General features: G+C 53.3%; 16 protein-coding genes. 8 read left to right on the top strand and 8 right to left on the bottom strand.

Translation table 11 applies throughout. From position 1 onward, the window contains the following. Nucleotides 1-58: 58 nt before the first annotated feature. The 6 genes from KK078_RS00150 to KK078_RS00125 form a co-directional block, all read right to left on the bottom strand. Entirely contained in the window at nucleotides 59-520 is a 462-nt protein-coding gene (locus tag KK078_RS00150) for a RidA family protein (protein WP_254088198.1), read from the bottom strand. 51 nt (nucleotides 521-571) lie between these two features. Next, nucleotides 572-1,801 (bottom strand): aminotransferase class V-fold PLP-dependent enzyme, encoded by a 1,230-nt coding sequence (locus KK078_RS00145; RefSeq protein ID WP_254088197.1) that lies wholly within the window; start codon nucleotides 1,799-1,801, stop codon nucleotides 572-574. Between the two features lie 185 nt (nucleotides 1,802-1,986). Next, a complete protein-coding gene (locus KK078_RS00140) occupies nucleotides 1,987-3,558 on the bottom strand; it encodes a SusD/RagB family nutrient-binding outer membrane lipoprotein (RefSeq protein ID WP_254088196.1) in 1,572 nt (523 codons plus the stop codon). A gap of 17 nt (nucleotides 3,559-3,575) precedes the next feature. Further along, nucleotides 3,576-7,103, bottom strand: coding sequence for a SusC/RagA family TonB-linked outer membrane protein (locus tag KK078_RS00135; RefSeq protein WP_254088195.1), 3,528 nt, complete (start codon nucleotides 7,101-7,103; stop codon nucleotides 3,576-3,578). Nucleotides 7,104-7,131: 28 nt separating this feature from the next. Next, nucleotides 7,132-8,175 (bottom strand): FecR family protein, encoded by a 1,044-nt coding sequence (locus tag KK078_RS00130; RefSeq protein ID WP_254088194.1) that lies wholly within the window; start codon nucleotides 8,173-8,175, stop codon nucleotides 7,132-7,134. Nucleotides 8,176-8,425: 250 nt separating this feature from the next. Further along, nucleotides 8,426-9,028, bottom strand: coding sequence for an RNA polymerase sigma factor (locus KK078_RS00125; RefSeq protein ID WP_254088193.1), 603 nt, complete (start codon nucleotides 9,026-9,028; stop codon nucleotides 8,426-8,428). Nucleotides 9,029-9,645: 617 nt separating this feature from the next. On the opposite strand from KK078_RS00125, the gene KK078_RS00120 reads away from it, so the two are divergent. Together KK078_RS00120 and KK078_RS00115 are read left to right on the top strand one after the other, a co-directional pair. Next, nucleotides 9,646-10,968: an HTTM domain-containing protein gene (locus KK078_RS00120; protein WP_254088192.1), complete on the top strand. Its 1,323-nt coding sequence runs from the start codon at nucleotides 9,646-9,648 to the stop codon at nucleotides 10,966-10,968. A gap of 169 nt (nucleotides 10,969-11,137) precedes the next feature. Next, nucleotides 11,138-13,429, top strand: coding sequence for a 7TM diverse intracellular signaling domain-containing protein (locus KK078_RS00115; protein ID WP_254088191.1), 2,292 nt, complete (start codon nucleotides 11,138-11,140; stop codon nucleotides 13,427-13,429). An 85-nt stretch (nucleotides 13,430-13,514) separates the two neighbouring features. On the opposite strand, the gene KK078_RS00110 is transcribed toward KK078_RS00115, so the two are convergent. Both KK078_RS00110 and bla read right to left on the bottom strand, forming a co-directional pair. Then, the gene (locus KK078_RS00110) at nucleotides 13,515-14,489 is read right to left on the bottom strand and encodes a 2-hydroxyacid dehydrogenase (RefSeq protein ID WP_254088190.1); all 975 of its coding nucleotides are present in this window, start codon (nucleotides 14,487-14,489) and stop codon (nucleotides 13,515-13,517) included. 2 nt (nucleotides 14,490-14,491) lie between these two features. Next, nucleotides 14,492-15,391: a class A beta-lactamase, subclass A2 gene (gene bla / locus KK078_RS00105; RefSeq protein ID WP_254088189.1), complete on the bottom strand. Its 900-nt coding sequence runs from the start codon at nucleotides 15,389-15,391 to the stop codon at nucleotides 14,492-14,494. A gap of 113 nt (nucleotides 15,392-15,504) precedes the next feature. Between bla and KK078_RS00100 the strand changes: the two genes are divergently transcribed. The 6 genes from KK078_RS00100 to KK078_RS00075 are packed head-to-tail and all read left to right on the top strand — an operon-like array spanning nucleotide 15,505 to nucleotide 21,696. Then, entirely contained in the window at nucleotides 15,505-15,951 is a 447-nt protein-coding gene (locus KK078_RS00100) for an RpiB/LacA/LacB family sugar-phosphate isomerase (protein ID WP_254088188.1), read from the top strand. Between the two features lie 40 nt (nucleotides 15,952-15,991). Beyond that, the gene (gndA, locus tag KK078_RS00095; protein ID WP_254088187.1) at nucleotides 15,992-17,407 is read left to right on the top strand and encodes an NADP-dependent phosphogluconate dehydrogenase; all 1,416 of its coding nucleotides are present in this window, start codon (nucleotides 15,992-15,994) and stop codon (nucleotides 17,405-17,407) included. 39 nt (nucleotides 17,408-17,446) lie between these two features. Further along, nucleotides 17,447-18,979 (top strand): glucose-6-phosphate dehydrogenase, encoded by a 1,533-nt coding sequence (gene zwf / locus KK078_RS00090; protein WP_254088186.1) that lies wholly within the window; start codon nucleotides 17,447-17,449, stop codon nucleotides 18,977-18,979. A gap of 3 nt (nucleotides 18,980-18,982) precedes the next feature. Then, the gene (pgl, locus tag KK078_RS00085) at nucleotides 18,983-19,723 is read left to right on the top strand and encodes a 6-phosphogluconolactonase (protein WP_254088185.1); all 741 of its coding nucleotides are present in this window, start codon (nucleotides 18,983-18,985) and stop codon (nucleotides 19,721-19,723) included. A 16-nt stretch (nucleotides 19,724-19,739) separates the two neighbouring features. After that, a complete protein-coding gene (locus KK078_RS00080; protein ID WP_254088184.1) occupies nucleotides 19,740-20,633 on the top strand; it encodes a glucosaminidase domain-containing protein in 894 nt (297 codons plus the stop codon). Next, nucleotides 20,590-21,696, top strand: coding sequence for a polysaccharide deacetylase family protein (locus tag KK078_RS00075; protein ID WP_254088183.1), 1,107 nt, complete (start codon nucleotides 20,590-20,592; stop codon nucleotides 21,694-21,696). Before KK078_RS00080 ends, KK078_RS00075 begins: the two co-directional genes overlap by 44 nt. Nucleotides 21,697-21,719 lie beyond the last annotated feature (23 nt).

Raw genomic sequence — 21,719 nt, 5'->3', positions numbered from 1 at the left:
CTGATGCTCCTTTACCGGAGAAGGCGCTGCCGGTATTCTCTACCGGCAGCGTAACCAACTAAATATAGGCGATGCAGTCCATTTCCACGAGCGAGTCGCCGGGCACGCCACCGTATACGGCTACTGTCGTACGTACGGGAGGCTTGTCACCGAACTTGCCTTTGTAGGCTTCGTTCATGGCTTTGTAGTCGTTCAGGTCGTGCAGGAACACGCTTACCTTTAATACTTTCTTCATGGAAGAACCTGCTTTAACAAGCTCTTTCTCCAGTTCATCGAGTACGTGGAGCGTGTGGGCAGTAATGTCGCCATCGAAGTGGGCGCCTTTGCCTGCCACAAACACGAGGTTCCCGAACTTGGTAGAACCGGAAAACAACGGGACATCCTGATCATCCTTCACGACGTTGAATACCTCTTTTTCCGGTGCAGCATCGCTTTTTGCGTTGGCTACCACGCCGAGGCCTACAACGCCGGCAGCGGATGTAAAGATTTTCTTGAGGATCGATCTTCTTTGTTCTTTCATGGGCTGTTATACGAATAGTGAAACAATTATTTAGGGTTGTCTTCAATTCTCTTATGCCACCGCTTTCGTCAGCTCCTCTTTCAAGCGTGTGGCGACGATCTTCTCCTGTCCCGGCTTCAGCATGAATACGGTGACCTGGACGTTGTTGGGTTCTCCCCCGCCGGCGATCTCGATGGATGGGCTGGCATTGCGCAAGTTTTCCTTCAGCTTCTGGCTGGTGATTTTTACCGACTCGTTCCAGGTGATGTGCAGGGTCGGCGTGTGATTTCCCAGCATGGGCACTTTCACTTCGGTTGTCACACCGGGAACGCTTTTGACGGCGTTCTGAATGTGCGCAATGCCGGCCTCCCACTCCTTCCACTCTTTGTCGTGGTCGTATTTGATATAGCTGTCGATCGCGACGTACATACCGAAGATCTCCTCTTTGTTGATCTTAAATCCACGGCCAATGTTAAAACCTCTTGGCGGCATGTGCAAGCGTGCGGCGGCAATGATCTCTTTTTTACCCATGAGCAGGCCTGCGCTCTGCGGACCGCGAAGGGCTTTACCGCCCGAGATCACGACAAAGCTAAAGCCCATGTCGTTGAAACGCCAGAGGTTCGATACCGGCGGTACGTCGGCGGCGATGTCGATGGAGGTAGGAACGTTGTATTTTTTTCCCAGCGCTACCCATTCTTCGTGCTGGATCTTGCCCAGGTCGGATTGTATGTGCAGGAAGTGCATGAGTGCCGTGCGTTCGTTCACGGCTTTGGCCACGTCTTCGGCGGTCTCTACCCACACGATCTTACAGCCGGTATTGGTCAATGCGTGGTTATAAACAATGTCGTGCCCCTTCTGGATGATGACTTCGGATTTCATGCCGGTATACTCCAGGTGCGGCAGTTGTTCTACTTTCTTGACGTCCATGCCGGTGAGGATACCGGCCAGGCCGAGGGTCATGCCGGAGAATGCGCCCGAGGTTACGACGGCGGCTTCGGCGTGCACAAGCCTGGCGATCTGCTCGCCTACTTTGTCCTGTGCTTCGTCCAGCATGCAAAATTCTTTGGAGGTGAAGTTGATGGCATCCATCACTTCGTCGCGCATGAGCGAACCGGTCATCGCGGTATAGGTACCAGCAGCGTTGATGAAGGTACGTACGCCCAGCTCTTTAAATACGTCGCGTTTCGGCGGGGTCTTTTGCGCCGGCGCAGCCAGCACGGAAAAAGGTGCGACGCTGCCTACGATGCCACCGATCACGGGAAAAGAAGAAAGGCGGCGGATGAGTTCTCTACGGTTCAGCATGTATACTAGGGTTGTTTTGGGTGTCTAAAAATCTGGACTCCGATGCGTTGACGAATATAGGTGTTGGGGCAAGCGGAGAAAATATAAAAGCTTGTAGCGGCGGGATGTGGTATATAAATGGTAACACCGGCGGGATGTAAAAGGCCGGTGTGCGTGTGTGCACACCGGCCTTTATCCGATGTTATTTACAGTTCGCGAGCGTCCCACCAAACTCGGCCGTTCAGGTCGTCGCCTTTCCATCCGTACTCATTCATTTGCCGTTGAAGGGCATCCTTGTACGAAGTTGGATTCAGCGTCTGTTCGGTGTTCGGATATAAAAAGCGGCGGATGATCTGGTTGTTTGTAGCGTTCCCCGGATAGTCGTTCGGTGTCAGGGCCGGATAACCGAGTCTTCGATAGTGGTTATACGGTTCTTGTGCTTCAGGGAACGATCCCATCCAGAACTGAGTGTAGATTTGCGCCAGGGCCGGTTCAATGTTATCCGGGGTTGTCGCTACCAGTGGATGCGCTATTACATATGCATCAATATCTTCCTGAGCGATGGCACCGGCTGCGCCCACAGCAATTTCCCATTGACGCATCGCGGCACGAATACCGGTTTCATACAGCGCGGCAGCCGTCTGACCGCCATACCAACCGCGCAGTGCAGCTTCTGCCAGCAAGTAATTCGATTCGGACACGGTGAATATCAACAGTGCGCCATCTTCTTTGAGCACGGTGGCAGGGTTAGGCTGCGAGAGAAAAGCAAAGTCAGGCGGTGCTTGTCCCGGCTCTCTGTCTGACATACCCTTTTGCAGACCGGGGTCATTCTCAGGCTCGCCGTCTATCCATACTACCGATAGCACCGGCAGACGCGGGTCGTTGTTATCCTTCAACGAATCGATGAACGTCTCCTGATATTTGCCGCCTTCTTTGTTGTTAACACCATCCGCAGAGCGGTAGTCGTCATCCAGCAAGCGATACGCCAGAGGATTGCGTGTAAGGGTCTGGCCGGTTGCGTTATAATTTCGAATAGCAGCGATATCTGCATCATTCAGAATGACGCCGCCGGCAATCGCGCGCTCCACCCATGTCTTGGATTCGCCCGGTTGTACCTCGGTCAGACGCATTCCAAGCCTCAACATAAGCGAGTAGCCGAACTTTTTCCACTGATCGATATTTCCTCCGTAAATCACGTCACCTGCACCAAAGGTAGCGCCGTCGCTATTGAAAGCCGCAGTAGCCTCCTGCAGCTCTTTCAACATATCGGCATATATCTCAGCCTGCGGTGTATATTTTGGTTGGTAAATACCCTGAATGTACCCCATGCCCCCCTCGGTATAGGGTATATCGCCATAAAGGTCGGTCAGTCGGTGGTAACAGTAAACACGCCAGATACGCGCAATGGACAGCTTGTTAACTTCCTCTGGCTTATCCAACATAACCTTGATCACCTCATTGATTTCGTTGATCTGGTTGGAATAGCTGTCGGAGAAAGGCCCGGATGTACGGGTCTGCTGTGCAGTCGTATATTTTGAACCAAAGCCAGCGATATCGTTCCAGCTTGTCGTGTATTGCATGGTACCCATTAGCAAGCCGGGATGGTTCCCCAGCGGCTGCGTACCATCATAGATGGACTTGCTGAGAATGTATTCAGGTGTTGATGTCTGAATAGCGTCGGGATTGACGTTGACGTCGCCAAAATCATCGCAAGAATTCACCAGCAGCATACCTGGCAGCAACATCAGAGATGCATATTTTTTTAGTGCGTTTTTCATTGTCGTGGATTTTTCGATTAAAACTTAACCATCAGGTTGACACCGTAAGACCGCGTACGGGGGAGCCCGAGGGACTCAATACCTTGCGCAGGGCCATTGGTCAGAGCCTGTTCAGGGTCGAAGTTGTCCGTCTTTTTATACAAGATCGCCAGGTTTCGGCCTACAAGCGACAGCGTTGCCGACTGTATCTTCAGGAACTTCACTTTTTCAACCGGCAGGCGATAAGACAAGATAACCTGACGCAGTTTCACGAAGCTGGCATCACTTACAAACAATTCGGTATAGCGGTTCTGCGCATTCCAATATGCGTTGCGCAAGTTCTCTACCGGTACAGTGTAGTCATATGCGGCACCTTCTTTTGTGACGCCTTGTAAACGTAGGCCGTTTTCGCGACCCGGCAGTGTCATTTTATGCAAACCGAGTCGGGTTGCGTACACTTCGGTTACCGAGAACACACTGTTGCCGAACTTGCCGTCAACCAAAATACCGAGACTGAAGTCTTTGTACCGGAAATCGTTGCTCAAACCCATAGTAATGGGCGGTACACCTTTGCCGAGCTCCTGATTGGCATCGGTCCATTCTGCCACGTTCGAAGTCGGGTTATAGACAATCGTACCGTCTTCAGTTCTCAGCTTGCGATGCCCGTAGATTGCGCCGTAAGTGTTGCCGACATTGTTACGGATGGTGGCGTTGCCGTTCGCGGAAGCACCTAACTGCAGTGTGCTAATACCCGGTGCCAGTTTCAGCACCTCGCTCTTGTTGTATGCAAAGTTGTAGCTCACGTCCCAGGTAAAGGCACCCACACGCGCTGGCGTAGCGTTGATCATCAATTCAATACCGCGATTGCTCAGCTCGCCGGAGTTCAACACGGCATTGCTATAACCGGTAGCCACCGAGATCGGTACGGCCACGATGTCATCTGTCGAGCGACGATCGTACAGCGCTACATCAAAGCCCAGGCGATTGTCGAGTAACTGTACATTAAAACCAACTTCCGTTGTTGTCGAGGTAAACGGTTTCAATTCTGCATTTGTAATGTTCTTTGTTCCCGGGTTAACCTCCGTTACGTTCTGTAACGGTACAGTGTTGCTCGGAACGCTGCTGTAAGTCAGATTGATCTGGTAGGGATCAGGTCCACCACCGCCCACTTGCGCCCAGGAAGCGCGGAACTTCACAAGGTTAAACGCGGTCGGCATTGTGATAGCATCCGACAACACGAAGCTTGCCCCGACACTCGGATAAAAAATACCATTGTTGTCAGGACTCAATGTTGAGAACCAATCCTGGCGACCTGTTGCCGTCAGGAAGAGATACCCTTTGTAATCGAAGTCGACTGATCCGAATATCGAGTTTGTCTCCGTGCGACCTAAATATGGTCTGGCCGATGACGTGTTTAAGTTCGTGAAGCTATAGAAATAAGGCTGGGTAAATTCCTGGCCGCGCATATCCATGCGTTTCTCAACAAAGCGACGACTGTTGAAACCGCCCAATATGTTAAATCCAATAGATTCGCTAAGCTGTTGCTTAAAGTTCAACGTTGCCATTGCATTCGTCTCAGATACTTCCGATTCAATACCAAGGTATTCGCCTTTCAATACATACGCGGTTCCGGTAGGCAGTATGTGCTGGAAATCGTAAGAATAAAAGTCGCGGGTAACAGTACCTTTAGCCGTCAGATTCTTAAGAATGTCGTATGTTACACTCGCCTGCCCGATAAAACGGTTCTTTTCATCGCGTTGTTTGATTTTATTGATCACGAAATAGCCGTTCGTAGCAATCGGAACGTCATTCCATAGCGTTTCATTACCAAGTGCATCATAACCCGGGTCGAGCCAGCGTACATCCACGGTGTTTGCGACCTCATAAGGAGTCCAGTTCGGGTTACCCAACGCGTCACCGGCATTGGGACGATTTTTGCCTTTCTCCAATGTGTATTGCACCACGGTTTCTACCCGCAACTTATCGCTGAGCTTTCCGCTAAGATTCAAATTAGCGGTTTTTCGGTTGTAGGTTGTATTGGGTAAGATACTAGTCGCATCGAGATCAGAGAGCGACAAGCGATAAAGTATCGATTCATTACCGCCCGAAAGAGCAACTGTGTTGGTAAACGTCTTGCCCGTTTGGTAGAAATGCTTCAAGTTATCCTTCTGCGCTGTATAGGGGTGATTCTTGCCGTCGGCGGCTACGTAGTTGGTGTTGCCGTCGATACGTGCACCGAATGACATCCGGCCAGTGCCAACTGCGGCCGACTGAGTTGTCGGCATCACTCCTTTGTCCCCTTGACCGTACTCATACTGCCAGTCAGGAAAAACCGCGACATTATCCAATGTATACGTAGTATTATATTCTACACCGATACCTTTGCGGGCAACACCTTTTTTTGTGGTGATCAGGATAACACCATTCGCGCCGCGTGAGCCATAGAGTGCTGCAGCCGTACCACCTTTCAATACTGTGATCGACTCGATATCGTCAGGGTTGATCGCAGCGATACCATCACCACGGTCGACGTTGGTGGCCAGGTTACCATTAGCGCCGTTGGGAGACGAAGAACCGCCAGGCACCGAGTTGTCGATCGGCATGCCGTTGATTACATACAGCGGCTGGCTTTGCCCTGTCAGAGAGCCGTTACCTCGGATGATTACACGGCTGGAACCACCAGGACCTGTAGAAGAACCCGTAGCATTCAGACCAGCGATCTTACCGCTAAGCGAGTTGGCCACGTTCACTTCACGGGCCTGTGTGAACTCTTCGCCTTTCACCTCTGTAACAGAGTATGCGAGAGCGTTTTTATCTTTCTCGATACCGAGGGCCGTTACCACGACCTCACCGAGTGTCGACATTTCTACCACCATCGTCACATTCACGACCGTCTGTGCGGGTGCGAAAGCAACTTCCTGTGTGGCATACCCGATGAAGGAAAATACGAGGGTACCGCCTTCGTCAGGGACCGACAGGGTATACTTTCCGTCGCCGTCGGTTGTCGTGCCGATTGCTGTACCCTTCACCACCACGTTTACGCCTGGCATGGTCATGCCGTCATCCTGTGACGTAACAGTGCCTGTAAGCGTGAAGTTAGGTGAGCGCTCATCGCGCGCTGCGATTGACGCCTCCACATTCGCAGTGGCATCCATCGACGTGAGCGAGCCAAAGGGAGAAGTACTATCGTCCTGGGCGAAGATGGAAAACTGGTTCTTATTGATCTTTTTATACTGGAGCTTGCAGTGGTCAAGCATTTTGTCAAGCATCGCTTCCGCTGCCAGACCTTCTTCCAACCAGGCGGCCGAGATGGTCTTGCCTTCCAGTAGCCCCGCCCGATAGGCGAAGCGGATATTGTAACGTTTCTTAAGGTCGTTCAGGGCTTCCTTCAGACTAACCTGTTGGTCTTCCACGAACCCGGGGTCTGAAGAGACCTGCAACCCGCGCAGCGCGCGGGCGCTCGCGGTCGACGCAAACTGCTGTGCGAAGCTGACGGGTACCGTCGCGCCCACCATGTACAACAGTAGCGTACTCTTAGCCAGTAAGCTGGAGTTAAAGTGTTTCATAATTAAGAATTTAGGTAAGGTCGTAAATTTATTTTTTCGATAGCACGATGTGTTTTTCTGATTTCTGTTCTACGTTTAGCTCAAGTGTTGCAGAGACGGTCGCCAGCAGCTCGGGAATGCTGGATACATTGATCTCGCCTTCGATCTTCAGGTTCAGCAACTTGTTGTCTTTCACATCGACTGTGTAGCCGTGATATTGAACAAGTGTCCTGACGATCTCTTTCAGCAACGCGTCGGTGAATACAAAGTCCTGGTTGATCCACGCGGCAGATTGTTGGGGTTTCTCTAATTTCTTCTTAGCGATCAGGTTTTGGTTGGCAAATTCGGCATAGTCGCCGGGTAACATGATTACGTTCGTCATCGTGTCTTCTGACGGACTGGCCAATACAACCTTTACCTTACCGGTAATAAGTGTTACATCGGTCTTATCAGCCTGGTCGCGCACATTGAAAGAAGTACCCAATACTTCGATCTCGACGTCACGGCCGTGCACCAGAAAACGTTCCCCTTCCCGAATGTTCAACGTGTCTTTATTGATATGTTTCACATTAAAGAAAGCCTCTCCTTCGAGCCACACTTCACGAAGTGTCCCGTCGGTCCAGTTATCATTATAATATAGTGTCGAGTTGCCGTTGAGTGTCACTACCGAGTGATCGGGCAATACGACTTTGGTTACTTCATTATAGGCGGTATGAACACTTTCGCGATGATCGGCCAGGAACCAATACGCGGCGCTGGCAGACACCAGCAACGTCGTTGCGGCTGCCACTTTCATATAGAGCGGTATACTCTTGCCACGCATTGCCACCGGCTCTTCTTCACGCTTAACGTCGGCTTGAATACGGTTCCATAGCTGCTGGCGGCCCATCTCGTTGGCGAAGCTGTCCTGGCTGCGATAGGCAGTAATGATCTCTACCGCCTGGGTCATGATCTCTTCCTTTTCAGGATAGGTGTTGATCACCTCTTTCCAGAACACATTAGCGTCCGGCTCGGCGTTGATCGCCCAACGGACAAACGAGTCATCTTCCAAAAAATCCGATAACGTGTACTTCTCGTATTCCTTCATTTGCATGTGCTCCTAAGTAGTTTCTTACAACGCCTACTATACCGTTCGTTAGGCAAATTATCCCTTGCAAAACGATGGAATTGCAGAAACTTATTAAAGTTCTTACATGCGACAGCCTAATTAAATAGTGGCTGGTCGCGTTTTTCATACGCAGTAAAAGATCGTTGTTCCCGGAAATCGGGATCAAGTTTGGATGGGTTCGGGGTCAGTTAACAGTGTGTGGGCGTGTGTGTTGGGCTGCGAGGGTTTGCGGTGGCTATGATAAAACTGCCGTTTCAGGTTTCGGCAAGCATAGGCACCAGAGGAGGCAAACCAAGTAGTGCAGCGTATCTTTCAGGTTGTCAAGGGCTTTATACCAAAGTTTATACACGGAGTTTATATGGATCGACATGACTTCGCCAACTTCTTCATACGAGAGTCCCTCGTAGAAGCGCAGGTATACGATTTCCTGCTGGCGAGGCGGCAGTTTGCTCACTACCTCTTTTATCATGTCCTGCATATGTTGTTGCTCTTCGCGTAAGATCAACTGGTTATCATACGATACTTCGAACGTATAATCATAATCATCGGAAGCCGAAAACGAGAGCTTGGATTGGGTTTTCAGCTTTCTAAACAATGAGTGACGCAACGCTTTATACAAATAGTTCTTTACAGAAGTCGGCGTACTGAGCGTTTCGCGGTTGGTCCACAACTTCACAAACAAATCCTGGATAGCATCTTCGATCAGTGCGACGTCGCGGGTGAATTTATAACCATAGTTATTCAACCGACGGTAGTACTCCTCGTAGAGACGGCTATAGGCATGCCATTCTCCTCGTTTAAACGCGTTCCAAATACTTTGTTCCTGCTCAGCGTGCATCCGAAAACCTAGTAAGTCAACAAATTGTTACCCCACACGTAACTCTATACACACACCGTACATCGCTGTACGGCTTGTTGATATTTCATTCCATTACTCCGCCGTTCCCGGCGAAATACGTGTTTTGGTTCCTCATGCAGAGCGGGTCGCTACACCATAGCCCTGGTCATCGCAATTAAATGAGGGGTATTCTTTTAGCTGCCCTGCAACTTTCACGGAGAAGAGGAAGCCTTGCACGATCGCCGGTGCCTCCGGCTTTTCCGATCGCTTGAGCTGCCTTCGTCATCATGATCTTTCTCACTTTGCTCAGGTTGTTTAGTAGCTGGGGTTTAAGGCCAACAGTTATTAACCACTACCAAATTGATACTTTTTGATCACATTCAAAAAATTTCCTTAAAATTATTTTATAGTGCCGGAGAATATTATTCGGCTAGTTCCGCACTGTGTAAAAACTCCTACAGTCTACCCTCATGTCCACACACCGGATTTTTCCGGTCAGCAATGTGCTTTTATTCAGTTTATTGGAGGATTCAGGCCGTTTTTTCCTTATAATATAAAGGGTGGTGAATACGCGCCCTTCACACACTTCCTCCTAACTTGCTGCCAGATTTTTACTGATGATGTCATTAGCAGGTATACACCGCTATCTTTTTGAGCGGATCGATAACAGCGGGCTGGTCCTATTCCGAATATTTTTTGGCCTCCTGATCTTCCTGGAGGTGGTCGGCGCCTTCATCACCGGCTGGATACAGGAAACATTTGTCGCACCTCAACATGCCTTGCCTTTTATCGGTTTTGAGTGGCTGACCCTGCCCGCCCCCCTCGCTGTATATATCTATTATGGTTTGATAGCCGCGGCCGGTCTTTGCATCATGCTGGGGCTTTACTACCGGGCGGCCGCAGTAGCCTTTACCCTTTTGTGGTGGGGATGTTACCTGATGCAGAAGGTGCACTATAACAATCATTATTATCTCCTGATCCTGCTGGGACTCTTTATGGTCGCAGTACCGGCCCACCGTTACCGGTCCCTGGACGTACGTCGTAACCCGTCGCTGTTACAGCATACGTGCCCCCGGTGGTGTGTGTTGATCTTTTGCCTGCAGGTGGGACTAGTGTTTACGTATGCTTCGCTGGCCAAGCTGTACCCCGACTGGCTGGCGGGCAAACCGATCGCCATCTGGTTTGACGCCAAGGCACACTACCCAGTACTCGGGCCACTCTTTGGTCAGGCCTGGTTCCGCACGTTCATTATATACGGCGGCATTTTCTTCGACCTGCTCATTACGCCCTTGCTGCTGTGGCGCCGCACGCGCGTGCTGGGGTTTGTGCTTTGCATCATCTTTAACATCTTCAACTCGATCACGTTCCAGATCGGCGGTTTTCCGTACCTCATGATCGCCCTCACGCTATTCTTCTTCCCGCCGGAGACCATTCGTAAGATCTTTTTCCGGAAAAAGATGTCTGCACAACCGGCCAACAAGGTGTATACCGCCCGTCATAAGAACTGGGTGACCACGGCGTTGGCGCTATACTTTATGGTGCAACTGCTATTGCCCTTACGTCATATGCTCTTCCGGGGATCCGTCTTCTGGACGGAAGAGGGTCATCGCATGGCGTGGCATATGATGTTGCGCACAAAGAGCGGACACTTATCGTTTGAAGCACGCACGGCCAATGGTCAGTCCGTGCCGGTCCAACTGCGCGATTACTTTACCAACCTGCAGATCCGCGCCATCTCGCGCAGCCCCGACATGATCTGGCAGGCTGCGCAAATTATTCTACGCGACCTGCGTGCAAAGGGCCACGCGGATGTGGCGCTGTATGCACACTCGCAGGTGAGTCTGAACGGTGCTCCTTTAAAAACCTTTGTTGATCCGACAGCAGATTTTGCCAAAATATCCTGGAAACCTTTTCAACGCTCTGCGTGGATCGTCGATTGACGATAAGACGTGTCATTACAGCTTTTATTATTACCTGATAGTACGTATAGGAATATACGTAGTTATATCCCGGATGAGCCTGCACGTTATGTGCATGCGGAATATTTTTTTATATTAATCATGATGCTTCCCGGAAGCATATCGGGTTCTTATCATCAACACACATTGTATGGCTGTAATTACCGTTCCGCTGCGATGCCTGCTTTTGTCATGGGTGCTTATCATGAGTTTTCAGGAGAGCGCAGCACAAAAGATTATTCATTTTCGCGATGACGAAACGACGGTTCCCATCGGCCGCTCGGTGTATTATTATAAAGACGAGCGTGCGACGTTAAGCCTGGACGATGTTCGTCATGAGCCGATCGCGAGTCAATTCCAACGCTCGGAGGCTTCCTGGCCTCACTTCGGCACCACGCAGGCGGCGGTATGGCTTCGCTTTACTGTCGTGAATCACACCCAATCCGGGTGTGTGCTCGAAATTGCCGAACCCGGCCTGCAACATATTCAGCTCTTTGCACCTACTGCAGCGGGCAACTATGAAGGTCATACCTTCGGCTTACTTCACCCCATGAGCAGCCGCCCGATCAAGAACAATTATTTTTTATACCGCCTCGTGGCCGCCGGCGACAGCACGCCGCATACATTCTACCTGCGTGTAAAAACTGACGTAAACCTGGACGTGCCGATGACCATCGGCAGCTTTAAGGGCGTGCTGGATGCCCAGCGCGCACGCAACCTTTCGTTTGGTCTTTTGTGCGGACTCTTGATCATCATGACATTTTCGTGTCTTGTCACGTATTTCATCGTACGCGAGCGCAGCTATCTGTATTATGCCTTACACCTTTTTTCGGTGCTGCTCTTTATCGATATTCTCTACATCGGCGCGGGTTTTGAGTACCTGTGGCCGGAGACGCCGTGGATCAACGAATACCCGATGCTGTTCGGTGGCATTTCCAGCGCATTGATCCTGCTGTTCTCCAGCTGCTTTCTTCAATCTGGCATCTACGCGCCGCGCTTGCACCAGGGTTTACCGATATTCTATATACTGCTGGCGTTGTCGGGCGTGCTGTTCTTTGCGGGAGCACCGTTAGTCGGCAATGCCGTCATGCAGATCGTTACATTATTGGCAACGCCCTACCTGCTGACCATGGGTGTAACGGCCTACCGGAAACAACATCCACAAGCAGCGGTCTTTATCGCGGCGTTGTCATTCTTTATGGCGGCGGTATTGATATTCCTGCTGTATGTCAATGGGGTTCTGCCGGCAGGGTTTTATACGCGTAACTCGTTTATGATCGGCGCGGTAGGCCAGAGTATTTTGCTGGCGTTCGGCCTGGCGGGCAAAGTGGACCTGCTGCGACAACAAAAAGAACAAGCCCAGGCAGAGGCGATGGCTGTAACCCTGCGGCAGAACGCCGAACTGGAGCGGCTGGTAGCCGAACGCACGCAGGAGCTCATTTCGCAGAACGAAGAAATCGCCGCCCAGAACGAAGAGATCTCGTCGCAGTTGGAGGAGCTCACCACGCAACAGGAGCAGATCGAGGTGCAGAACCTGGACCTGCAACGCAGCAACGAAGCGCTGCGTGTTGCGCGCCAGACTGTCGAGAAACAACACCACCAGCTGCAACGCCACGCTGACGACCTCGAAAAGCAGATCAGCGCCCGCACGGAAGAGCTCGTCGTTTCCAACGCCGAGCTGCTGGACCAAAATAAACAGCTGGAACAATTCGCTTTTATCGTGGCCCACAACCTGCGGTCGCCGGTAGCACGCTTACTGGGATTAACCAACCTGGCCAAGCTGATCGATCGTCATAGCAACGAGGTGGAGATCATCTTGCAAAAAGTGGCCGAAGCGGGTAAAGATCTTGATACCGTCATTCACGACTTGTCCAACATCCTGGAAGTGCGCAACGGTAAGGACAAACAGTTTGAGACGGTAAGCCTCACGCTGCGGCTGGCCAGCGCGTGCATGGCATTGAAAGAAGAGATCGACGCAAGCCAGGCACGCATTACACAGGATTTCTCCGCCGCCGATGCGCTGTATACCATCTCTCCGTACATCGAAAGCATTCTATATAATCTCATCAGCAACGCGATTAAATACCGGCATCCCGACCGCACCCCGGTGATCAGCGTCCGTACGGCGGTAGTCGACGGCGTCGTTCAGCTGATGGTAAAAGACAACGGCCTCGGGCTTGACATTCAGCGCCACGGCGCCAAGCTCTTTCATTTATACCAGCGCTTTCACCGCGACGGCGAAGGCCGGGGTATCGGGCTGTATTTGGTCAAGACACAGGCAGAAGCTATCGGCGCGCATATTTCCATGCAAAGCAAACCTCAGGAAGGCAGCGAGTTTACAATGGTATTTGACAAGGTACCGACGCCTCCCACGCAGGAGCCGCGGCAGGCTGTCCCGACATTACAAGGTGCAGGCACAATGCCGCGTGCGAAGCTTGCGTAACGGTAGATTACCATCACAACTCTATCCCTGAGGCCGGGCCGGCATCCGGGCGCAGAACCCTGCTCATCTTATAGAACAGGGCTCCCTACATATATACTTCCGGGTTGACGACGTTGGGCAGCCGCTCGCCGCGCAGACCAGCAATGACGTTGCGCGCGGCAAGGGTGGCCATGGCACTGCGGGTCTCCTGCGTGGCAGAGCCTATGTGCGGCAATACGGCCACGTTCTCCATGGACAACAAGGGATTGTCTGCGGCCATGGGCTCGGGATTTGTTACATCGAGGCCTGCACCCCAGATCACACCCTGTTGCAGTGCGGCGATCAGGTCGGGCTCGTGGTGTATGCCGCCCCGTGCGGTGTTGATAAAGATGGCGGTGGGTTTCATGCGCCGGAAGACACCAGCGTTAAACGTACCGGCAGTTTCGGGCGTGAGCGATGTATGTACGGACAGTACATCACTCCCGGCGAGCAGCTCGTCAAACGATACACGCACCGCGCCCAATGCGCGCTCGGCCTCTTCGTTGTGGCCGCGGTTGTGATACAAAATGCGCATGCCGTATACGGCCCGGCAACGACGCGCCATTTCGTAGCCGATCTTACCAAGGCCCCAGATGCCGAGCGTCTTGCCATTGAGGTCAATACCGAGGTCGGCCGTAGGATCGGAAAAACCCCATGCTCCCTGGAGGATCTTTTTGTGCATATAGATTGCTTTGCGTGCCACAGCGGCCATGAGCAGAAAAGCCGTATCGGCCGTGGCCCCGCTCAGTACGCCGGGCGTATTGCCGATGGGTATCCTGAGCCGTGTGGCCGCAGGCACGTCGACATTGTCATATCCCACCGAGTGCAGCGATACTACCCGCAGGTGTGCGCAGGCCTCGAGGAACTCGACACCAATCCTGTTGTGGCCGGCGCTGAGCAGGGCCTGGTGGCTTTTACAGTACCCGATCAGCTCGGCGGTGGTCAGGTCGCGCTTTTCGGTCCACTCCGTTATCTCGATAGAAGCTTCGCGCAGCAACTGCAAGCCGGCTTCGGGTATTCTGCGTGTGATGAAAACCTTCATGGCTATTTTCTTTTCGGTGATGATGTAAAATGATCCCAGGTTGCCTTGCTGATGTCGGCAATGATCTTTTCGTTCACTTCCGGTTTTTCGTGTGAGTCGGATACCAGCACGACGATCGTATAGGTGCGGCCATCAGGCAAGACCACCACGCCCACGTCGTTGACGGCAGCGGTCAGTCCCTGCTCGTTGGTGTTGGAAGTACCGGTGCGGTGCCCCACGGTGGTGCCGGCAGGCAGGCGGCCCTTGAGGCGTTGGGCACCCGGCACCGTCGCTACCATCATCTTCCACAGTACCGCGCGGCTGCCGGCGGCCAGGTGTTTGCCTTCGTAGAATTCCGTTAACATTTTGGCCATGGCCACGGGGGTCGTCCAGTTGGTATACTGTACATCCCAGGCGCGGCTCATTTCCTCTTCCGTGGCCACGATCGCCATGTCGGCAATGCCCAGGCTGTGGATGTAACGATCGGCCACGGCTGTGCCGCCGATGAGCCGGAACAGGATATCGCAGGCGTTGTTGTCGCTATAAGTGACGGTATATTTCAACAGCTCTTGCACGGTGACATCTACGTTGCCTTCGGGGTATTGCTCGCGCAACGGACTATACGTCGGCAGCATGTCGGCCTTGGTAACGTGTACTGTTTGATCAAGACGCAGCTGCCCCTGGTCGATCTGGTGGAAAACGGCCAGGGCCAAGGGGAATTTATAGGTGCTTTGCATGGGGTAACGGTGCCGGCCGTGCACGGTCAGTGTATCCTGCCCGAAGGGGCCGATAATGGCTATGCCAACGTTTGCCTGACGTGTATCGATAAGGGAGCGGATCTTTTTTCGCAGGACGTCGGTTTGTGCAGAAACAACGGACGTTACCAGAAAGAGGACCGCGGCGGTGGTGGTTTTAAGACACATACAGTTACGGGGTTCGACCAAATGTAATAACAAGGAACGGTTGGCTCACAGGTTTTTGAGCGATCAATTTTTTTATGAACGTACGAGCATCGATATTTATATTTTAATACGCCATGAAAATAGGAATAGCCGCAGACCATGGAGGTTTTGAACTGAAAGAGGTCCTTGCTTCCTTTCTCCGCGCCCAGCACTACGAGGTCCAGGATTTTGGTGCTTTCGGGCTCGATCCCGCCGATGATTATCCCGATATGGTCGTGCCACTGGCGCGGGCCGTTGCCGCGGGCCAAGTGATCCGGGGCATTGCCGTATGTGGCAGCGGCGTAGGCGCATCGATCGCCGCCAACAAAGTGCCCGGTGTGCGGGCGGCCCTCGTGCACGACTATTTTTCCGCCCACCAGGGCGTAGAAGACGACGACATGAACCTGCTCTGCCTGGGCGGGCGTGTGACCGGCAGCGAAATGGCCAAGGAGCTCATCCTGGCCTTTTTAAAGGCGCGCTACATCGGTGCCGAGCGGCACCAGCGCCGCCTGGACAAAGTACATCGGCTCGAAAAAGAATAACACAACTTTAGTATTACTGCAATTTAATCAGCAAACCAAAATGCAAGGCGATCAGTATGTTTTAGGAATGGTAGGTTTAGGCGTCATGGGTCGTAACCTGCTGTTGAATATGGCCGACCACGGCTTTAAAGTGGCCGGATACGATAAGGATGCTTCGAAGGTCGAGGCGCTTCGTAACGAAAAGGTTAAAGGAGAAGTAAAGGGTTTTACATCGCTTCAGGAGTTTATCGGCAGCCTCAGCAAGCCGCGCGCGGTGATGCTGCTGGTGCCTGCCGGTAAGATCGTAGACAGTGCCATTGCCGAGATCACACCCCTGCTGGACAAGGGTGACCTGATCATTGACGGCGGCAACTCGCATTTTATGGATACCAACCGCCGCGCGGAAGAGCTGGAGGCCAAAGGCCTGCACTTTTTCGGGATGGGCGTGTCAGGCGGTGAAGAGGGTGCCCGCAATGGCCCGAGCATGATGCCGGGTGGCGACCCGAACGCCTATAAGGTTGTACAGCCGATCTTTGAAGCCATCGCGGCGAAGGTCAACGGCGACCCGTGCGTGACGTATATCGGCCCCGGCTCGTCGGGCAACTTCGTAAAGACCGTTCACAACGGTATCGAATATGCCATCATGCAGCTTATTGCCGAGACCTATGAAGTGATGCGCAAGGGCCTGGGCCTGTCGGGCGAGCAAATGCACAGCACCTTCCGTACATGGAACGAGGGACGCCTGCAGTCTTTCCTGATCGAGATCACCCGCGACATCTTTGCCTATAAAGAACCGGGCAGCGCCCAATTGCTGCTGGACAGCATCAAGGACGAAGCCAAGTCGAAAGGCACCGGCAAGTGGACCTCGCAGGTAGCGATGGATCTGCAGCTGCCGATCACAGCCATCGATACCGCCGTGTCGATGCGCGACCTGTCTAAATACAAAGCCATCCGTACGCAAGCCGCCAGGCTGTATACCGACAACGGCCTGAAGCTGTCCGTAGACCAGGCTAAATTTATACAATCCCTGGAGGAAGCGCTGTACTTCACGACGGTGATCGCCTATGCGCAGGGCATGCACCTGCTATCGCAGGCGTCAAAAGAGTATGGTTATAACCTGCAGCTGGCCAACATCGCGCTGATCTGGCGCGGAGGTTGCATCATCCGCTCGACCTTCCTGCAGTCAATACACAATGCCTACAAAAAGGACAACACCCTGCCGCACCTGCTGCTGGATGCCGACATCGCCGCGCAGATGAAAGGTGCGCTGGCCGGTATGCGTCAGGTGGTGTCTACCGCCGCGGCTACCGGCATTTCGGTGCCGGCCTTTGCCGCGTCGCTCAGCTACTTTGATGCGCTGCGCAGCGAGCACATGCCTTCGAACCTCATCCAGGCGCAACGCGATTTCTTCGGCGCCCACACCTATGAGCTGATCGGCAAGGAAGGCGTTTTCCATACGCAGTGGACTAAAAAGTAATCGACCTAATCACGACGTAACCATTTTTGCTTTTATTACATGAGTGCAGCAACCGACGCCATTAAATCCGAGCCAACGATCTTTTTTCTCTTCGGTGGCACCGGAGACCTTACCTCGCGCAAACTCGTGCCGGCGCTTTACAATTTGTATATCGACGGCCGGATGCCCACGCATTTTCAGATCGTGGCCATGGGCCGGACACAATACAGCAACGACGCTTTCCGCGACGTCCTGCTGAAAGACATCAAACAGTTCTCACGCAAACGGGTAGGCCAGGCACCGCCGGAAACATGGGACCAGTTTGCCAAACACATTTTCTTCCAGGTATCGGATATCAACAATCCGCAGACGTACCAGGAGCAATCCGAACGTATTGCCGAGTTTGGTAAGATCTGTAGCGGAGAGCCGAATGTGGTCTATTACCTGGCCGTCGCCCCGCGCTTCTTCAGCACCATTGCCGAAAACATCTCGAAGTTCAAGCTGGCCGCCAACCCGGAAAAGGCACGCATCGTCATCGAGAAACCTTTTGGCCATAACCTGGAGTCCGCGCGCCAGCTCAACCAGTTGCTGGGCGGCGTGTTCTCCGAACAACAGATCTATCGCATCGACCATTACCTGGGCAAAGAGACCGTGCAGAACATCCTGGCCCTCCGTTTCTCCAACTCGATCTTCGAGCCGCTGTGGAACCGGAATTATATCGACCACATACAGATCTCTGTATCCGAGCAATTGGGCGTGGGAAGCCGTGGGGGCTACTACGACGAATCCGGTGCGCTGCGCGATATGATCCAAAACCACATTCTACAGCTGCTCTGCCTAGTGGCGATGGAACCGCCCACAAGCTTCCAGGCTGACGAGGTACGCAACAAGAAAGTGGACGTGCTGCACTCGATGCGCAAGTTCACCGCCGAGGATGTCAAAAAGAACGCCGTACGCGGCCAGTATAGCAAAGGTTGGATGGAAGGCCAGGAACTCCCCGGCTATCGCGAAGAGCCCGGCGTTGCGCCGGACTCAAACACCGAGACCTTTGCCGCCATCAAGTTCCACATCGACAACTGGCGTTGGCACGGTGTGCCCTTCTACCTGCGCACCGGTAAACGCATGCACCAGTCGTCGTCGGTCATCATGATCCAATTCAAGGATGTGCCACACCTTATCTTTCCGTCGGAAGCGATCGAAGGCTGGCAACAGAACCGGCTGATCATCAGCATTCAGCCGGAGATGAGCGTGCGCCTGCAGATACAAGCCAAACGCCCCGGCCTGGACATGACCCTGAACCCGGTGGACATGATTTTCGACTATAACGGTACGTATACGGGGGACACTCCGGAAGCCTACGAGACGCTGCTGCTCGACACCATGCTGGGTGACCAGACGTTGTTCATGCGCGGCGACCAGGTAGAGGCTGCATGGGATTTGGTCATGCCGATCCTCAACGCCTGGGGCGGTAAGAAAAGCATCAGTTTCCCGAATTACCCCGTTGATTCATGGGGCCCTGAAACCGCTGAGTCACTCATTGCCAAAGACGGTTTCCATTGGTTTACGCTACCCCTCAAAAACTCCAGGAAGTAATCTATGCTCCGCATCTTTGACAATACCGATACGCTACTGGCAGCGCTGGCCGACTTCATTGTAGACAGTGCCCGGAAGGCAATTCACAAGCACGGACGTTTTTCGTTTGTACTCTCGGGGGGCAGCTCGCCCAAAAAACTATATACCTTGCTGGCCTCGGATGCCTACCGGCCGAAGATCGACTGGACCAAGGTCTTTTTCTTCTTTGGCGACGAGCGCTACGTGCCCGCCACGCACGCAGACAGCAACTATCGCATGGCGCAGGAGACACTGTTTACGCCGTTGAATATCACCCCGGGCCAGGTGTTCCGCATGAACACCGACCTGGCGGTAGACGCGGCGGCGGAAGGCTACGAACAGGACATCCGTGGCTACTTTGTCGAGAAGCCCATCTGTTTTGATTTCATCCTGCTGGGGTTGGGCGACAACTCGCACACGGCGTCGCTATTCCCGCACACGTCGGTCCTCCATGAGAAAGATGCGCTGGTGAAAGGTCTCTACATCGACGAGGTGAAGATGAACCGCATCACGCTGACCGCCCCGGTGATCAACCGCGGGGCGATCATCGCCTTCCTGGTGTACGGCGCCGGCAAAGCCGAAGCGGTGCACCACATTCTGGAGGATGGTCAGAACATCGACGAATATCCCGCCCAGCTCATTCACCCCGAGCAGGGCGAAGTAGTGTGGTTTTTAGACGAACCGGCCTCCGCAAACCTGTCTGCTGCCGTGAAAAAGGGCAATTGACGCTTATCCGGCAGGTATGCCGACATTTCTGACGAGCCCGGGGCCACGACTTGCCGTACGCCCCGGGCTTCGTTATTTTTACGGCATGGCGCAACAGCTACGCAGAAACTGGGCGGCTTTCCTGGGGTGTGTTCTGATCATCCTGATCGTTGCCCACAACACCGGCCGTGACAAGACCTTTCATGTACGCACCGAAACCGTTCAGCTTCAATCGCTGAAGGAGGTTGTTGCTTTAACCAGCAGCGTCGTCAAGCCTTTGCTGTATACCAACGTATCCGGCCTGGGCAAACTGCCTACCGCAGAAGCAAAAAGAACCTTTATCGCCACGGTGCTGCCGTCTATCCTGGTGGCCAAATACCAGATCGAACAAAACCGCGAGAAGATCTATATATTACAACGCAAGCGTTACTGGAGCGCCGGCGACAGCGCATTCTATTACGACATGCGCCGGCGTTACCGGGCCGTGGGCCTGACAGACCTGCCCGACCGCATGGTGACATTGCCCAACAGCGTGATCCTGGCGCAGACAGCGGTCGAGAGCGGCTGGGGCCAATCGCGTTTTTTTCTGCAAGCCCGCAACCTGTTCGGCATCTGGTCTTTCAACGCCAGGGAACCGCGCATAGCCGCTTCACGGAAGCGGAAGACCAAACAGGTATATGTACGCGCGTACGACGACATGGCGCAGTCCATCGGCCACTACTTCGAGATCCTGGCGCGCGCCCGTTCCTACCGGGAGCTGCGCGAAGCGATGCAGCATACGCAAGACCCGTTTGAGCTTCTCCCCCATCTCAAGTATTACTCCGAACGCCGGTCGGCCTACACGCAGCAGCTTAAGAAGATGATCATTGCCAACAACCTCACGCAATATGACACCTACCAGCTGGACCCGGCTTACCTTCACCCGGACTAACGTCGTGGCCCGGCGTATCCCGCGGCCGCTGTTCTGCTTACCGTTTCTGATCGTGCTGCTGGCGTGCACCAGCACGGCCGAAAAGCAACCCGGAAGCGGTCCGCGAAAAGACATTGTATGTTTTGTATACCACCGCGTAGGAGATAGTCGCTATCCAACCACCAACGTATCCACAAAAGACTTTGAGGCGCACCTGGCATACCTGGCAAAGAATAAGTTTCAGGTATTGAGCTTTTCGGACGCGATCGACTATCTACAGTCCGATGCCCCGCCGCAAAAGACAGCCGTCATTACCGTCGACGACGGGTATACCAGCTTCTTTCGCAACGGTCTGCCGCTGCTCAAAAAGTATAACATGCCGGCTACACTGTTTATCAATACCAGGACGGTAGGCGGTGGCGATTATATGGATTGGGAGCAGCTCCAGACAGCGCTGGCCGGCGGCATGGAGATCGGCAACCATACCCACTCGCACGACTACTTTCTGAATCAAGGCGCCGACTCGCGCTACGAGACCTTCCGGCAGGAGATCATCCAAAGCCAGGACATCATTGAAAAGCACCTTAACAAAAAGCCTGTTGTTTTTTCATACCCGTATGGCGAGTTCGACGACAAAATGAAACAGACGGTAAAAGATCTCGGGTTTAAAGCCGCAGCGGCACAGCTGTCAGGAGTGTTGTACAATGGTACCGATCTGTTTATGTGTCCGCGCTTTCCCATGGCCGAAGCGTATGCTGCTAAGTTTGCGGAGAAGGCCGCCATGCGTGCGCTGGATGTAACGACACCGTCGGCGCCCCGGGCCTTGCCTGACAAACGCCCGGCGTTAACGCTCACCTTTAAAGGCAAGGATATTCAAACAAAACGGCTGCAATGTTTTGCCCAGGGCAGCCCTTGCTCGTGTCGCATTACCCGGCAGGATACCACGGGACTGATAACGGTTTCGTTGCAGGCAGGCGCCGCCATTGCCGGCCGTCGCAGGACGCTGTACACGCTGACCGCTCCGGGTAAAAACGGCGGTTGGTACTGGTACAGCCACCTGTGGATCAACACGAAGGTAAAGTAAGCGGCCCCTCAAGATTGCCGTGG

It is taken from the genome of Dawidia soli, from assembly GCF_018598185.1.
In the GTDB taxonomy this organism is placed as follows: domain Bacteria; phylum Bacteroidota; class Bacteroidia; order Cytophagales; family Cyclobacteriaceae; genus Ohtaekwangia; species Ohtaekwangia soli.
Note: the sequence above shows the minus strand (reverse complement) of the source record. Positions and strands in the feature narration are given on the sequence as shown.

Bases quoted from the DNA above. Each gene is read 5' to 3' on its own strand.
- KK078_RS00150 (WP_254088198.1), bottom strand. From the start codon at position 520: ATGAAAGAACAAAGAAGATCGATCCTCAAGAAAATCTTTACATCCGCT.
- KK078_RS00145 (WP_254088197.1), bottom strand. From the start codon at position 1,801: ATGCTGAACCGTAGAGAACTCATCCGCCGCCTTTCTTCTTTTCCCGTG.
- KK078_RS00140 (WP_254088196.1), bottom strand. From the start codon at position 3,558: ATGAAAAACGCACTAAAAAAATATGCATCTCTGATGTTGCTGCCAGGT.
- KK078_RS00135 (WP_254088195.1), bottom strand. From the start codon at position 7,103: ATGAAACACTTTAACTCCAGCTTACTGGCTAAGAGTACGCTACTGTTG.
- KK078_RS00130 (WP_254088194.1), bottom strand. From the start codon at position 8,175: ATGCAAATGAAGGAATACGAGAAGTACACGTTATCGGATTTTTTGGAA.
- KK078_RS00125 (WP_254088193.1), bottom strand. From the start codon at position 9,028: ATGCACGCTGAGCAGGAACAAAGTATTTGGAACGCGTTTAAACGAGGA.
- KK078_RS00120 (WP_254088192.1), top strand. From the start codon at position 9,646: ATGATGTCATTAGCAGGTATACACCGCTATCTTTTTGAGCGGATCGAT.
- KK078_RS00115 (WP_254088191.1), top strand. From the start codon at position 11,138: ATGGCTGTAATTACCGTTCCGCTGCGATGCCTGCTTTTGTCATGGGTG.
- KK078_RS00110 (WP_254088190.1), bottom strand. From the start codon at position 14,489: ATGAAGGTTTTCATCACACGCAGAATACCCGAAGCCGGCTTGCAGTTG.
- bla (WP_254088189.1), bottom strand. From the start codon at position 15,391: ATGTGTCTTAAAACCACCACCGCCGCGGTCCTCTTTCTGGTAACGTCC.
- KK078_RS00100 (WP_254088188.1), top strand. From the start codon at position 15,505: ATGAAAATAGGAATAGCCGCAGACCATGGAGGTTTTGAACTGAAAGAG.
- gndA (WP_254088187.1), top strand. From the start codon at position 15,992: ATGCAAGGCGATCAGTATGTTTTAGGAATGGTAGGTTTAGGCGTCATG.
- zwf (WP_254088186.1), top strand. From the start codon at position 17,447: ATGAGTGCAGCAACCGACGCCATTAAATCCGAGCCAACGATCTTTTTT.
- pgl (WP_254088185.1), top strand. From the start codon at position 18,983: ATGCTCCGCATCTTTGACAATACCGATACGCTACTGGCAGCGCTGGCC.
- KK078_RS00080 (WP_254088184.1), top strand. From the start codon at position 19,740: ATGCCGACATTTCTGACGAGCCCGGGGCCACGACTTGCCGTACGCCCC.
- KK078_RS00075 (WP_254088183.1), top strand. From the start codon at position 20,590: ATGACACCTACCAGCTGGACCCGGCTTACCTTCACCCGGACTAACGTC.